The sequence below is a fragment of the Kitasatospora sp. MAA4 genome (assembly GCF_029893355.1).
In the GTDB taxonomy this organism is placed as follows: Bacteria; Actinomycetota; Actinomycetes; order Streptomycetales; family Streptomycetaceae; genus Kitasatospora.
In genome coordinates, this window is sequence record NZ_JARZAI010000034.1 from 29,879 (window position 1) to 44,227 (window position 14,349).

Annotated in this window: 12 protein-coding genes and 1 pseudogene; 3 read left to right on the plus strand and 10 right to left on the minus strand. The window is 71.8% G+C overall.

Annotated features, from left to right (window positions below; genetic code table 11):
* Positions 1-5: 5 nt before the first annotated feature.
* From P3T37_RS32145 to ssd, 7 genes and pseudogenes are all read right to left on the minus strand, one after another.
* A pseudogene (locus tag P3T37_RS32145) lies at positions 6-404 on the minus strand (Rv3654c family TadE-like protein); the annotation flags it as partial.
* On the minus strand, positions 401-739 hold the full coding sequence (locus P3T37_RS32150; RefSeq protein WP_280727444.1) for a TadE family type IV pilus minor pilin: 339 nt from the start codon (positions 737-739) through the stop codon (positions 401-403). The gene P3T37_RS32150 and the pseudogene P3T37_RS32145, both read right to left, overlap by 4 nt.
* Positions 740-764: 25 nt before the next feature.
* Positions 765-899 (minus strand): DUF4244 domain-containing protein, encoded by a 135-nt coding sequence (locus P3T37_RS32155; protein ID WP_280727445.1) that lies wholly within the window; start codon positions 897-899, stop codon positions 765-767.
* A gap of 268 nt (positions 900-1,167) precedes the next feature.
* Positions 1,168-2,034, minus strand: a complete 867-nt coding sequence (locus P3T37_RS32160) for a type II secretion system F family protein (RefSeq protein ID WP_280727446.1) — start codon at positions 2,032-2,034, stop codon at positions 1,168-1,170.
* Entirely contained in the window at positions 2,031-2,801 is a 771-nt protein-coding gene (locus P3T37_RS32165) for a type II secretion system F family protein (protein ID WP_280727447.1), read from the minus strand. Before P3T37_RS32165 ends, P3T37_RS32160 begins: the two co-directional genes overlap by 4 nt.
* Before the next feature lie 365 nt (positions 2,802-3,166).
* Complete coding sequence (locus P3T37_RS32170; RefSeq protein ID WP_280727448.1) at positions 3,167-4,504, minus strand: TadA family conjugal transfer-associated ATPase; 1,338 nt, start codon at positions 4,502-4,504, stop codon at positions 3,167-3,169.
* Positions 4,501-5,619, minus strand: a complete 1,119-nt coding sequence (gene ssd / locus P3T37_RS32175) for a septum site-determining protein Ssd (protein ID WP_280727449.1) — start codon at positions 5,617-5,619, stop codon at positions 4,501-4,503. The genes P3T37_RS32170 and ssd overlap by 4 nt, the downstream gene beginning before the upstream one ends.
* An 867-nt stretch (positions 5,620-6,486) precedes the next feature.
* On the opposite strand from ssd, the gene P3T37_RS32180 reads away from it, so the two are divergent.
* A complete protein-coding gene (locus P3T37_RS32180; protein WP_280727486.1) occupies positions 6,487-7,314 on the plus strand; it encodes an HAD family hydrolase in 828 nt (275 codons plus the stop codon).
* Between the two features lie 394 nt (positions 7,315-7,708).
* On the opposite strand, the gene P3T37_RS32185 is transcribed toward P3T37_RS32180, so the two are convergent.
* The gene (locus P3T37_RS32185; protein WP_280727450.1) at positions 7,709-8,620 is read right to left on the minus strand and encodes an oxidoreductase; all 912 of its coding nucleotides are present in this window, start codon (positions 8,618-8,620) and stop codon (positions 7,709-7,711) included.
* 196 nt (positions 8,621-8,816) lie between these two features.
* Between P3T37_RS32185 and P3T37_RS32190 the strand changes: the two genes are divergently transcribed.
* Together P3T37_RS32190 and P3T37_RS32195 are read left to right on the plus strand one after the other, a co-directional pair.
* Complete coding sequence (locus P3T37_RS32190) at positions 8,817-9,824, plus strand: ATP-binding protein (RefSeq protein WP_280727451.1); 1,008 nt, start codon at positions 8,817-8,819, stop codon at positions 9,822-9,824.
* Positions 9,825-10,177: 353 nt separating this feature from the next.
* Complete coding sequence (locus tag P3T37_RS32195) at positions 10,178-12,517, plus strand: bifunctional SulP family inorganic anion transporter/carbonic anhydrase (RefSeq protein WP_280727452.1); 2,340 nt, start codon at positions 10,178-10,180, stop codon at positions 12,515-12,517.
* Positions 12,518-12,588: 71 nt separating this feature from the next.
* Here P3T37_RS32195 and P3T37_RS32200 read toward each other — a convergent pair whose 3' ends face one another.
* Complete coding sequence (locus P3T37_RS32200; RefSeq protein WP_280727453.1) at positions 12,589-13,527, minus strand: chitinase; 939 nt, start codon at positions 13,525-13,527, stop codon at positions 12,589-12,591.
* A gap of 258 nt (positions 13,528-13,785) precedes the next feature.
* The gene (locus P3T37_RS32205; RefSeq protein ID WP_348533303.1) at positions 13,786-14,235 is read right to left on the minus strand and encodes a hypothetical protein; all 450 of its coding nucleotides are present in this window, start codon (positions 14,233-14,235) and stop codon (positions 13,786-13,788) included.
* Between the last annotated feature and the right edge of the window lie 114 nt (positions 14,236-14,349).

Genomic DNA, 14,349 nt, shown 5'->3' on the forward strand with positions numbered 1-14,349 from the left:
GCTCTCGCCCGCGCGGTGGCCGGGCCGACCGGCACCCGAACGCCGCGCACAGGGACCTGGACCCGCACGTCGACGCTGTCCGCGACCGGATCCACCGTGCAGGAGACCAGTACAGCCCCCTGAGCTGCGGCGACGGCCGCCGCCCGCGCGCAGCCTCCGTCCACGTCGAGGAGCAGGTGGTCGGCTGCCGCGAGGGCGGCCAGGTCGGCGGCGGATTCGGCGCGGTGCCTGGCTGCGAGGACGGAACCCAGGGCGAGAGCGAAGCCGAAGACAGCGCAGCCGATCAGCGCCAGTGCCGTCACCCAGAGCGTCGCCGAGCCCTGGTCCCGCGCCACCGGGAGGCCCGGTCGTGCCACCGACCGATCAGCGGCCGACCCACCGGCCACGCTCTGGATCTCGGTCATTCCAGTTCCTCCTTCGTCACGTCCTCCCGCGCCGCCACCGCGTCCGCCGTCAGCCGCACGGAGAGCGCGGCCGCCAACCTGCCCGGTCCGAGGCAGTCCGCCGCCACCGCCACGTGGACCGTCTCCCCCTCCGTCGTCAGCCGGACCGTCGCGCCGATCGGCGCGACGGCTCGGGCGACGGCCACGGCGTCGCCGTCGCCCCTGGCGGCCGCGCGGGCCCCGACCCGAGCGGCGTCGATGCAGCGCAGCTGCGCTGCGGTGGTCAGCACACCCCAGGCCAGCAGGGCCATCAGCAGCATCAGCGAGGGAAAGAGCACGGCTGTCTCAGCGGTCACGTAGCCACTGTCAGGCCCGCCATGCTCAGACCGCATGAAGAGCCCGGTTGAGCAGCTCGGTCAGCACATCCGTGACCGCACTACTCGTCAGCACCTTGTAGAGCAGCGCAGCGAACCCGCACGCTGCCAGCGTCCCGACCGCGTACTCCGCCGTGGACATACCGCTGTCCGGTCCTGTCGCGGACCTCCGCCTGACCCAGGTGCCGAGCCGCCGCGCGCGCTTCCGCGGGCGCCCGTACGAACGGCGCTGACCGCTCGCTCCTTCGCCCGGCGTCGGATCGGCACCGTTACCGGGCGACTCCCCGGTATTGAAGGTCATACTGGAGGAGGATTCGATAGAGGGACCGTTCATGGACGAACCTTCCTTTCTTTCTGTCTTCCTGCTTTCCGGCAAGATGATCGATTCCCGCCGGCGGGAGGCCCTTCGGTCAGATTCGATGCGCGAAAGAGGCTGCCAAACCCATGACCACCGGCACGATCCCGATCAGAACAAATGCCGGGAGGAAGCACAGCCCCAGCGGTGCCGTGGCCAACACCCCCGCCCTGCGCACCCGCTCACGGGCCGCACGGCCTGCCGCCGCTCGCTGAGCGACAGCCAGCCCGGCGAGTGGCACCGCCGGAGGAGCGCCACTCACGCTCGTCCGGACGAGGCAGCGGGCCAGCGGCGCGAGATCCGGGCAGTCGTCCCCGAGTCGCCCCCAGCAGAGCACCGGCGGCGCACCGAGCGAGAGTTCGGCCGACACAGCCGACAGGCGCGCACCCAGCGGGCCACCGACTGTCTGTGCAACCACCGCAGCAGCCTGGGCCGGTGAGGCGGACGAGCTCAGGCAGGCAGCCAGAAGCTCGGAGGCCAAAGGGAGTTGGGTGATCAGTCGAGCATCCTCACGCTCCCGCTGCCGAAGCGCTGCCGATGGCACAGCGGGCAACCACCGCCGCACTCCCACCGCCGTCAGCAGGCCGACCAGCAGGCCGACCGGACCGCCGATCACCACTGCTGCCAGCAGACCTGCCAGCGCTGAGAGGGCCAACTCCCTCCGCAGCCGCGGCTGCACCGACGGCACCTCGGCTTTCTGCGCCGTACCGGACCGATGCCCGGCGGACATCGGCGAGGCGCCCTGCCAGGAGGCCTCCAGGTGCGCCGCACGCCGTCGCGCCCGACGCCTGCGCAGCCACCAGCCGACCAGCGAGAACACACTCCCGCTCGCCCCGATCGCCCCCGCAAGTTCGAGGAGGCCCACGAGCGTTGACAGCGGCACCGCGCACGACCCGAGAGTCACCATGCTCACCCCGCTCACCACGCCACCTCCGCCCTTGCCGCAGCGACCCGCCCGGCTCTCCCCGTCCACCAGGTGCGAGCCGTACAACGCGAGGGGCGGGCATGTCTGGCGTGCGAACTGTGCGCGGACCGCGCCGCACCGTCGCCGACTCCACCACCACGTCCAGCTCCACAGGCGGGCTCGCGGGACGCGCCCAGCTCCCCACCCTCGCCCTCACCCGCACCCGCACCCGCACCCGCGAGGTACTGGGCTCCTCGAACGATCCTCGCCGTCCAGACGAGGCCGACCGCCTCCAGCACCGCTCCGGCGCTCAGACATCCGAGCCCCAGCGGGGTGTGCAGCAGGATCGTCACCGGATGCGCGCCGAGGGCACCACCGAGCAGCAGCCCGAAGACCGGAAGGGCTGCCAGGAGACCTGCGGTCGTCCGGGGGCCCGCCAACTCGCCCCGGATCTCGTCCTCCAGCGCACGCTCGGCACGCAGTGCCTCCGCCACCCGATCGAGTCCGGTCGCCAGGCCGGTACCGCTGTCCGCGGTGACCTGCCAGCAGGCTGCGATCGCGGCCGCACCGCCACCGCCGGGGAGTTGGGCCAGCCAGCGGAAGGCCGCCGGCACGTCAGCTCCGTAGCGACCGGCCGCCAGGCGGACGACGGCCTCCTCGCCGAGGCGGCTGTCCAGGCCCCCGGACGACCGGCCGCGGCCCGCGATCGAATCCAGGGCCTGGTCCGGGGTGGCACCGCTGCGCAACTCCCCTGCCAGTGCCGCACAGAGCTCGGTGATCGCCACTGCTCTGCTCCGGGCTTCGCGAGCGACTCGCCGCCGCGCCCGGTACCCGTGCAGGGGGAACACCAGAAGCACCGCGGCGAGCGCCGGAACCGGCGAACCCCACAACTGCCACAGGGCCAACCCCACGGGAATCCAAGCGAGTTCCACCACCACCCAGCGGGGGCGCCGAGCCCCCGGCGGGTGGACCGGACGGCCCAGCCCATGGACCCTCCCGCGCCCTTCGGTGTCACTGTGCGCAGCGCCGGCGCCCACCAGGACGGCCCGCGAGCGCCGCCGTCCGCGCGCACGGCCGTTCAGGCAGGCCCAGGCCGACAAGGCCGCCGAGCAGAGCAGCAGGATCAGTGCCACCTGCACGGCGCGGCCGCTCATCCGATCCCCCAACCCACCGGAACCCCGCGGGCGGCGCAGAGCCGCTCCAGGCGCTTCCAACCGGGCCCACGGGAGACCGTGCCGTCCGGGGTGAAGAGCACGGCGGGCACGGTGACCGCCAACCCGGACTCGTCGCCCACCAGCGTGTGCACCTCTGCGACCCGGCGCAGGCCGGTTCTCGGCTCACGGACCAGATGGATCACCAGATCGAGCGCCGCTCGCACCTGGCTGTGCAGGGCGAGCCGCTCCAGACCCGCCATCGACCCCAACGCCTCCAGCCGGGCCGGCACATCGGCCGCCGTGTTGGCGTGCACCGTGCCGCAGCCGCCTTCGTGGCCGGTGTTGAGCGCAGCGAGAAGATCGAGCACCTCGATGCCCCTGACCTCGCCGACGACCAGCCGGTCGGGCCGCATCCGCAGGGCCTGTCGGACCAAGTCCCGCAGGGTCAGCTCACCCAGGCCCTCCTGGTTGGGCGGCCGACTCTGCAGCCGGACCACATGCGGGTGCGCGGGTTGCAGCTCCGCTGAGTCCTCGGCGATGACGATCCGCTCCCCCGGGCCGACCAGCCCCAGCAGCGCGGACAGCAACGTGGTCTTGCCACTCCCGGTGCCGCCGCTGATCAGCAGCGAGAGCCGGGCTCGCAGGATGCCGTGCAGGAGCTCCGCGCCCGCCTCGGACAGGGCCTCGGCGGCCACCAACTCGTCCAGGGTGAACGGCCGCGGCCGGCAGATGCGCAGCGAGATGTGGGTGCAGCCGGTGGCGATCGGCGGCAGGACGGCGTGCAGGCGCGTCCCGTCGGGGAGCCGGGCATCGACCCACGGCCTGGCGTCGTCGAGCCGCCGGCCTGCGGCGGTGGCCAGCCGGTGGGCGAGGTGGCGGACGGCCTCGGCGTCCGGAAAGCTGATTCCAGGCTCTCGACTCAACCCGCCGCCGCGGTCCACCCAGACCTCGTCCGGGCCGTTGACCAGCACATCCGTCACGTCCGGTGCGGAGAGCAGGTGGTCGAGCGGGCCGGCCCCGACCAGCTCGGAGCGCAGGGTGCGCACGGTGTTCAGCACATCGTCGTCGCCCAACGGGGGCTGCGCGGCCCGCAGCGCGGCGGCGACGGAACCGCTCGTCGGCGCCACACCGGCCTCGGCCAGCCGCAGCCGCACCGCGTCGATCAGGTCAGCGGTCCGCTCCGAGTCCTGTCCCCGGCCGGGGCCCACGCCGGCGCCGAGTCCGGACCGACGCCGCGGCGGCGGGGTGGGCCCCGGCCGGGCGTGGTTGGGCCTGGCCTGCCAGGGGATGTGACGCTCCGAAGGATGCCGGGTGAAGTGCATGCGGTTCCTCATGAGGTGGTTCCTCCTTCGATGACGGCGGGCGGCATGACTTCGTCGAGATAGGCGGCGCAGAACCGGGCGAGCGGGCCTCGCGAGCGCAGGCCGGGCGGCATACCGCGCTCGACGTCGACCGTCAGGCCCGGCTCGTGGACGAGTTCGCCGGCCAACCGCAGCCCGACGCCCCGGGCGACCTCCTCGCTGCGGAGCCCCACCGGGCCCGGCAGACGGACCACCGCGCGCAGGTCGGTCAGTCGCATCCTGGCCGCCGCCGTGACGCGGCCGGCCGCGGCCATCGCCCGCAGCTCCGCCGGGATCACCAGCAGCCCGGTATCGGCCTGCTCCAGCGCCTGTGAGGCGGCGGCATCGAGATGTCTGGGCAGGTCGAGCACCACGAGCCCACCACGGCGGCGGGCGGCCGCCAGCACGCTGCGCATGGCTTCGGCCGGGATCACCAGCGAGTCGCTCCTGTCCCAGGAGAGTGCGGTGAGGCTGTGCAGCACCGGGAGAGCCTTGGCCAGCTCGCTCCCACTCACCCGGCCGCGGGAGCCGGCGAGATCCGGCCAGCGCAGGCCCGCCACCTGCTCGCCGCCCAGCATCACGTCCAGCCCGCCGCCCAACGGGTCGGCGTCGATCAGCATGGTCCGGTGGCCGGCCCGGGCCCCGGTGACGGCCAGCGCGCAGGCGAGCGTCGAGGCTCCGGCGCCGCCCCGACCACCCAGGACGGCCACCGTCATCGCCGGAGGGCCGACGCCCTCCATCGCGTCGGCGATCCGGTCGAGCAGCCAGGCCTGCGCATCGGGCAGGAACAGCACCTGCTCGGCGCCGAGTTGGATCCCCCGGACCCAGATCTCGCAGTCGTCGAGATCCAGGCCGAGCAGCAGGACCCCCGCGCGCCGGGCGAGTCCGCTGCAGCGCTCGGACAGGTCGTCGCCGACGAGGACGAGCGGAGCGCTCTCCCACAGGCGGCGTGGCGGCGGCGCGCCGGAGAGCTGCGGCTCCGTTCCGGCTGCCGCGCAGAGGCGGAGCAGATGTTCGGCCAGCGCTTCGTCCCGGGTGACGATGAGCGGCCCGCCGGGCTCGAAGTCGTCCGGCGCGGGACCGTACTGGCTGGCGATCGATGTGGGCACGGCTGCCTCCCGGGACGGGATGGCCACCGAGCTGCTGCGATCCGCGCACCGCCGCCTCGCCGAAGACGGCGTGGCGGGGGGCGGGTCGGCGCAGACGGCGGCACAAGGGGATCGACGAGGACGCGACCTCGGCCATGCGCCCCGGCGCCGGCGGGCGAACCACTCCCCGTCGGACCGGGCCACGGCCTCGGCTTGGCCCTCACAGTGCCGCCCCACCCGGGACCCGTCAGCCCCCCTTCTAAAACCTGTGGATAACCACGGGGGTGTGGACAACCGCCGTCACCCGAAGGCACCCGTTTCACTCCTGCGGGAGGCCTGCGAGCATCGCTTTGACAGCCCTCGACGCATGTCGGCAACACTACGCATTCGACTACTCGGAGTAATCAACGAAGGGGGCAGTCCTGCCCGGCGCCTTCGCTCGAAATCTCGCCCCGCGAGCCCCTGACCATCACCGGCCGACACCGCAGACCCTTGGAAAATGGGCCTGGACATGCGACGACCCCCGCCGGGGGGGAGAGCGGGGGTCGTCTATCCACGGTCCGACTCGGGGGGGAGGAGCCGGACCGGGTTAGCACGGTCGCGAACGATCCGTGACTTCCATGGTGTACCCGAGCGGCCAGAAACACAAACCCACACACCCCCCAGTCCACCGAATGGCGGCCCCGCAGAGGCGGCCATCTATCCTCGGTTCCTGTGGACACCAGCGAGAACGCCGACATCGCCGACGATGGCGACAGCTCCGGACCGGACGCCGCACAGCAGGGCGCAGCGACCCTCGACCGGGACGCCCCGCACCCTCCCGAGCGGAGCACCACCGCACCCGCCACCACCGCACCCGCACCCACCGACCTCGACACCGTCGACCGGCTGATCGGCGTGCGCCCGTTCGCGGCGCCGGCCCGGACGGCGGCCTTCTTCGACCTCGACAAGACGATCATCGCGAAGTCGAGCGCCCTCGCCTTCAGTCGCCCGTTCTACCAGGGCGGCCTGATCAACCGTCGGGCCGTACTCAAGAGCGCCTACGCCCAGTTCGTCTTCCTGGTCGGCGGTGCGGACCACGACCAGATGGAGAAGATGCGGCAGTACCTCTCCACGCTGACCCGCGGCTGGAACGTCCAGCAGGTGCGCGAGATCGTCGCCGAGACCCTGCACGGTCTGATCGATCCGCTCATCTACGAGGAGGCCGCCTCGCTGATCGAGCAGCACCACGCGGCGGGACGCGACGTGGTGATCGTCAGCAGCTCCGGATCCGAGGTGGTCGAGCCGATCGGTGCAATGCTCGGCGCCGATCGGGTGATCGCCACCCGGCTGAAGGTCGAGGACGGTCGCTACACCGGCGAGATCGAGTACTACGCCTACGCGGAGAACAAGGCGGCCGCGATCCGCGAGCTGGCCGAGCGCGTGGGCTACGACCTGGCCGAGTGCTACGCGTACAGCGACTCCATCACCGACCTGCCGCTGCTCGAAGCCGTCGGCAGGCCCTCGGCGGTCAACCCCGACCGGAGCCTGCGCAAGGAGGCGGCGGCCCGCGAGTGGCCGATCCTGGTCTTCGACCGGCCGATCGAACTTCACCGCAGGCTTCCCGAGTTCAGGGCGCCCAGTCGAACAGTGGTCGCAGCGGTCGCGATCGGAACAGCGGTCATGACAGCCGGTTTGGTCTGGCAGCTGGCCAAGCGCAAGCAGCCCGTGGTCTGAGCGGCGGCCGACCAGGAATCGGACAAAAGGTAAAGAATTCGCCCTTCGAGTTCCTTTTCACCCCAATCCGAGATACAAAGGACTCACGGCCCGCGAGACCCGGAAGGACCCGAAGAGGTCAGACCGACACCGCAGTTCAGGCCCACGGACCGCGTACAGCTTCTGAGCACCCACGTGCAGCCGACCCGCAAATCGGGCCGCCGCACCAGGCGAACGGGCAGGATCCCCGCCTGATGGGCACTTCCGGTGCACGCATGGTCACCCGGAACGCTGTACCAGCGGCGACACCAGCAGTCAGGGTGTCGCCGCAACTCTGTGCCCGGACGGCTCCGGACGGGTCCGGACCGCAACTCCGCACCCGGACGCCCGCGGTGGGGCGCCCGGGCCCGGCGGCTCAGACCATGCCGCGCTGCATCGCCTCGCAGACCGCCGTGCTCTCCCGCACTCCGAGCCGCAGCGCCAGCCCGCAGTGGGCGATCCAGCGGGCCAGACCCTCCGGAGTGCCGGTCAGATAGCCCGCCAGTGCCTGCCGGTACGCGGCCGTCCCGAGCTCGACGAGCCCGACCTCGGCCGGGCAGATCGCCTTCGGGTCCAAACCCTCGGCGATCAGCACGATCCGCTGCGCGGCCCGTGCGACGAGACCGTTGTGCGTGGCGAACGGACGAAGGGCCAGCAACTCCCCGTGCACCACCGCGGCCACCACCAGCGCCGGGGCGCCACCGACCGCGGACGAGGTCCGCGCCGCGAGCAGCTGCGCGAGCTGGTCGAGCCGGGCCGCCGCCTCGTCGGACGAGGGAGCGGCGGGCAGCACGGCGTCCGGCGCGCCGGAGATGATCGAGGCCGGTGCGGACGGCGCCGCCGCGACCCCCTCGACTGCCTGCAGCTCCAGCGGGAACAGCTCCTCGACGGGCTCGCCGGCCTGCCGCGGCCGCCCTGCCGCATCGCTCCCGTCGCCGGCCGCGAGGAGGTGCAGCCGCGCCAGCACCTGGAGCGGTGACGTCCGCCAGACGCTCAGCAGCTGGCCGGCCTCGGCGGAGATCCGCAGAGCGCCGCCGACCGACCGGTCCTCCGAGCCCGCGCTGAAGTCGCTGCGCCGGCGGACCTCCTCCAACGGCCAGTCCGCCCCGTCCAGGGCGGCCGACGCCCTTGCGCCGCGCAGGGCGGCCTCGGAGGTGACCTCGGGGGCGCGACGGCGCATCACCCGGTGGCCGTACAGCCGATCGATGGCCTTGCGGACCTCGGCGACGGACTCGGGCACCCCGGGGAGCTCAGCCAGCGGGGCAAGCGGATCTGTTCCAGTGCTCACCTACCCGAGAGTAACGACTCCTCCGCCCCGCCCTGCACAGCAACCCCGCCGTCACTCATTTGAGCCAATCGACGTTTCCCCCGGGCGTGGCGCCCTAAACCACAGCTACCATGACCACTATCGGTGACGATAACGATTACCAACAAGCCGGTCGACGCCCGTTGAGGCGATCGGCAGAGCGAAAGCCGGGAATCAGATGAAGATCGCCTTCGTCGGCAAGGGCGGCAGCGGTAAGACGACGCTGTCGGCACTGTTCATCCGCCACCTCGCCGCCGAGGGCCGCCCGGTCATCGCGGTGGACGCCGACATCAACCAACACCTCGGCCCGGCGCTTGGGCTGACCGATGATCAGGCCGCCAACCTCCCCTCGCTCGGCGCCCGGCTGCCCGAGATCAAGGAGTACCTGCGCGGGAGCAATCCGCGGATCGAGTCGCACGAGGCGATGATCAAGACCACGCCGCCCGGCCGGGGTTCGCGCCTGCTGCGGATCGTCGAGGAGAACCCGGTCTACGCCTCCTGCGCGCGACCGGTCGCCCTCGACGAGGGCTCCGTACGGCTCCTGGCCACCGGCGCCTTCACCGAGGAGGATCTCGGAGTCGCCTGCTACCACTCCAAGGTCGGCGCGGTGGAGCTGCTGCTCAACCACCTGATCGACGGTCAGGACGAGTACGTGGTGACCGACATGACCGCCGGCTCGGACTCCTTCGCCTCCGGCCTCTTCACCCGGTTCGACCTGACCTTCCTGGTCGCCGAGCCGACCCGGAAGGGCGTCTCCGTCTACCGCCAGTACAAGGAGTACGCCCGGGACTTCGGCGTCGCGCTGCGGGTCATCGGCAACAAGGTGCAGGGGCCGGACGACCTGGCGTTCCTGCGCGCCGAGGTGGGTGAGGACCTGCTGGCCACTTTCGGCCACTCGGAGTGGGTCCGTCGCCTGGAGCAGGGCGCCGAGCCGCCGCTGAGCGCGCTGGAGCCGGGCAACCGTGCGGTGCTGGCCGAGTTGAAGAGCCAGGCCGACGCCGCGTACGCCGATCGGGACGCCCACCGGTACACCCGGCAGGCCGTCCACTTCCACCTGCGCAACGCGGAGAGTTGGGGCAACGCGAAGGTCGGCGTCGACCTGGCGACCCAGGTGGACCCGGAGTTCGTCCTCGGCGAGGAGTGCGGCGCACAGGAGCGCGACGCGGCCGAGGCGGCGCACGCCTGAGTCCCGCAGCCCACTCGGTCCTGAACGGCCGGCGTCCCACCCCCACCCGGGTGCGACGCCGGCCGTTCGGCATGCACCCGCCGTCGGAGCCGTCACCTCAGCTGGGCAATCACCCGGAGGGGTGAATCTGGGCCCGAGGACTCCCGCACATTCTTACGCTATGCGAAGCTTCCATTACTCGCAGTTTACCAACTCTTGATCAACCAGAGACTCGATGGCGCACGGGCCGCCTCCACCCGTCGGCACAGTGCCCGCGCCATCCCGCCCCACCGTCGCGACCCACGACAGCCGATCCGATCCCTGATACCGCACCGGACTTGACTGCGTTCGTTCCCCCGGAAAGACGGGAAGCCATGACCCACGACAGCACCCCTCCCCCCGCCGACACCGCCCACGACAGCCACTCCCCGCCCGACCCCGGTCACCCGCAAGCCCCGCCGAGAGCCCGACCGGGCGGCCTGCGGTCGAAGCTGCCCATGGCGCAGGACCTGCCGGCCTCCCTGGTGGTCTTCCTGATCGCCGTTCCGTTCTCGCTCGGGATCGCGCTGGCGACGGGCGCACCGTTGACCGCCGGCCTGGTGGCCGCCGCGGTCGGCGGCATCACTGCGGGAGTCCTGGGCGGCACACCGCTCCAGGTCAGCGGGCCCTCCGCCGCGTTGACCGTGATCACCGCCGGGTTGATCTCGCAGTACGGCTGGCGGGCCACCTGTGCCATCACGATGGCGGCCGGGCTCCTCCAACTGCTGCTCGGGACACTGCGGGTGGCCCGGTCAGCGCTCGCGGTCTCCCCTGCCGTGGTGCACGGCATGCTGGCCGGGGTCGGGATCACCATCGCGGTCGCCCAGCTCCACGTGGTGCTCGGCGGTTCGCCGCAGAGCTCGGCGCTGGCCAACCTGATCGCGCTGCCCAGCCAGCTCGCCCGTCCCCACCCGCCCGCGCTGGCCGTGGGTCTGCTGGCGATCACGCTGCTGTACGGGTGGCCGCGGCTGCACCTCCTGCCAGGGCGGGCCGGACAGATCGGCGCCTGGGTGAACCGCGCGCCCGCGGCGCTGGTCGCCGTCGCCGGTGGCACGGCCCTGGCCGTCACCTGCAACTTCCAGCTGGCCCGCGTCGAACTGCCCAGCTGGCACGAGCACGACTTCGCCGCCGTGCCGCACGGCTCGCCGCTCGGCATCCTCGGCGCCGTGCTGACCGTGACCGCGGTGGCCGGCGTGGAGTCCCTGCTCTGCGCGGTCGCGGTGGACCGGCTCAGCGGCGGCGCCGGGGATCTCGACCGGGAGCTGCGCGGGCAGGGCGTCGCCAACATGCTCACCGGCCTGCTCGGCGGCCTGCCGGTGGCCGGGGGCGCGGTCCGCAGTTCGGCCAACGTCCGGGCCGGCGCCCGTAGTCAGTGGTCGGCGGTGCTGCACGGAGTCTGGGTGCTGCTCGCCGCGCTCGCGCTGACCGGTGGGCTTCGCCGGATCCCGTTGGCCGCGCTGGCGGCGCTGGTGATGGTGGTCGGCATCCAGATGGTGAGCTTCGCGCACATCCGCAAGGTGCACCGCCATCGGGAGTTCCCGGTCTATCTGGCGACCGTGCTGGGCGTGGTGCTGCTCGACGTCCCGCTCGGTGTGGCGCTCGGCGGCGCGACCGCGATACTGCTCGCCCTCCACCGCCTGACCAGGGCCCATGTGGACGTCATCGCCCGGCCGGACGGCTCGTACGAGGTGGAGCTGCACGGTCCGCTGACCTTCGTCACGGTGCCGCGGCTGACCAGGACGCTCGGCGCGATCCCGGTCGGATCACGCGTCACGGTCCGCCATGACGGCTCCTTCCTCGACCACGCCGCGTACGAGGCCCTGCACGCCTGGCGGGCCGGGCACATCGCCCACGGCGGCCAGGTGGCGATGCTGACCAAACGCCAGGAGGACGAGACCCTCGACCCCGACGGCACCGTACGCTCCGGAAGCTCGCCGGGGCCGCACCGCTGCCGCGCCTGGACTCCGTGGATGGGCCATCACTGCATCGACCAGCAGGAGGACCCGCACGGCCGACTGCTCGACGGAGTGCGCGGCTTCCAGACGCACACCGCTCCGCTGATCCGCCCCGAGTTGGCGCGACTGGCCCGGGAGGGGCAGACGCCCTCACAGCTCTTCCTGACCTGCGCCGATTCGCGCATGGTCACCAGCATGATCACCAGTAGCGGCCCCGGCGACCTCTTCACCGTGCGCAATGTCGGCAACCTGGTCCCCGCACCGTACGAACCCGGTGCCGCCGACGACTCCGTGGCGGCCGCGGTGCAGTACGCCGTCGAGGTGCTGGAGGTGCGCAGCATCACCGTGTGCGGGCACTCCGGCTGCGGAGCGATGAAGGCCCTGCTCGACGGCGTCCACGAGCGGCCCGGCAAACCGACCCCGCTGGCCCGCTGGCTGCGCAACGGGCGGGGTGCGCTGGCCAGGCTCGCCCGTGTTCCCGCGGAGTTCGAGGGCCGCCCGGTCGCCGATGAGGTCGAGCAGCTCTGCATCACCAACGTGGTCCAGCAGCTGGACCAGTTGATGGCCAATCCGGCAGTGGAGCGCGGCGTGCTGGCCGGCACGCTGCGGCTGGTCGGGATGTACTTCGACTTCGCCACCGCGCAGGCCTACGTCCTGGACCCCGCCACCGGGCGCTTCGCCGCCGTCGCGGGTGCTCGCGAGATCGCCAGCGCGGCCTGACGGTTGACCGGTTCCGTCCCGGCTCCGCGAAGGTCAGCGCGAGCCGGGACGGGCCGAGGCAGCTGCCGCGATCAGCCGGTGATCTTGTTGAAGATCTTGGAGTAGGCGTACCCGGCGGCCTTGTCGTAGCCGTCGACCTCCCAGAACGACAGTTCCTGCACACCCTTCGAGGCCGCGAAGCTCTCCAGCGTGCCGGCGTTGGACTGGGTGAAGTTCTCGTTGTCGTCGTTGCGACCGGCGATCGGAGTCAGCCCGATCTTGGCCCAGATCTGGGCCGAACTCCCGCCGTAGATACCGGCGAGCTGCCCGTGGGTGGCGTTGGCCGCGGACTCGGCGTCGTTCAGGGCGTTCTGCCCGTTGCCGAAGTCCATGGTCATGATGTTGACCAGGTTCACCGCGACGCCCTTGCTCTTGGCGTCCTTGAGCAGGTTGAGGGCGTTCGACTCCAGGCCGGTCGGGTCGACCGGCACCGTGAAGTCCACCTGCACCGAGGGGTTGGACTTCTGCAGCGCCGCGAGCGCCTGGTCCCGCCGGGCATTGGCCGCGGTGTCGTCCAGGACGCTGCCCTCGATGTCGAAGTCGAGCCTGGTCACCCCGTAGGTCTTGACGACGTTGGCATACGCGGCGGTCAGGCCGGCGACCGAGGTGCAGGTCTGGGCGAGCTCGCCGCCGGACTCTCCACCGAAGGAGATGATGACGTTGCCGCCCGCCGACCTGAAGGCGTTGACCTGGGAGGTGAAGGCACCGAGCGAGTCGTTGCCGTTCTCCCACATCGGGGTGCAGCCGGACTTCGGCGTCAGGAAGGCCAGTGTGTAGTACTTGAGGCCACTGGCCTTGCGGTCGGCCGCCAGGTCACCGGTGTCCGACCCGCCGATCTGCAGGTACGGCGCGGCGTAGTGTGCGGGGAACGCGGTGGCCGCCTGGGCGGGGGCGGCGGTGACCGCGGTCAGTCCGAGCGGGAGGGCGGTCGCGGCGAGGGCGAGGGCTCCGAGTCGAAAGTGCTTGTTCATGACAACCTTTCAGATCCACGGGCGGCCGGGCTGATGCCGTGGGGGCCGGGACATGCGGGACCGCGCGGCAGGACCACGCAGCAGGACCGCACGACATGCAGTTAGTAAAGTTTCCTAACCACAAATGGATGGTGGCGTCCCGCCCTGGCCACGTCAAGAGGTCACGCAGGCAAGAGGTCACGCAGTCGAGAGGTCACGCAAACGCCGACTGCCGCGTCATGGCGGCAGCCGGCGTGTCGTTGGTCCGGTCGATCCCGCTTACCCCAGCAGCCCGTTGAGATCGGCCGGGGTCACATAGCCGGGCCACCGGCCGTCGCGGAACAGGTGGACTCCGGCGTCCTGGTAGCACTGGTCGACCAGTTGGGAGCAGATCTGGTGCCTGGTGTCGGCGACGTAGCCCTTGAGGAAACCGGTACCCGGAAGCCGGAAGCGGTGGGCCGCCAGGGCGGCGTAGTCGAGGAAGCTGTACGGCACGCCGAGGTAGCCGCGCGCCGCCGTCACTATCGCGGCCCGCTGATCACTGGTCAGCTCGATGTGGCCCGTGGACCAACGCAGCTGGCTCGCGGCGTAGGCCGAGACCGGTGTCAGCCGCGCACCGCGCGGCTCGGCCTCCACCACCTCGTCGTCGCCGACCAGAACGAAGGCATGCTCGACGTCGGCGAAGCCGTCCCCGTTGAGCCACTGCCCGACGTGGATGAGGGCACCCACGGTGCCGTGCATACGAACGACCGCGAAGTCGCCCGGTCTTGGAAGAGGGGCGGGAGGAGGACTGGCAGGCGATTCCGGCATGGCTGGCCTTCCCAGAAACGCCGCACCGCCGCG

Bases quoted from the DNA above. Each gene is read 5' to 3' on its own strand.
- P3T37_RS32200 (WP_280727453.1), bottom strand. From the start codon at position 13,527: ATGAACAAGCACTTTCGACTCGGAGCCCTCGCCCTCGCCGCGACCGCC.
- P3T37_RS32155 (WP_280727445.1), bottom strand. From the start codon at position 899: ATGTCCACGGCGGAGTACGCGGTCGGGACGCTGGCAGCGTGCGGGTTC.
- P3T37_RS32195 (WP_280727452.1), top strand. From the start codon at position 10,178: ATGACCCACGACAGCACCCCTCCCCCCGCCGACACCGCCCACGACAGC.
- P3T37_RS32170 (WP_280727448.1), bottom strand. From the start codon at position 4,504: ATGAGGAACCGCATGCACTTCACCCGGCATCCTTCGGAGCGTCACATC.
- P3T37_RS32190 (WP_280727451.1), top strand. From the start codon at position 8,817: ATGAAGATCGCCTTCGTCGGCAAGGGCGGCAGCGGTAAGACGACGCTG.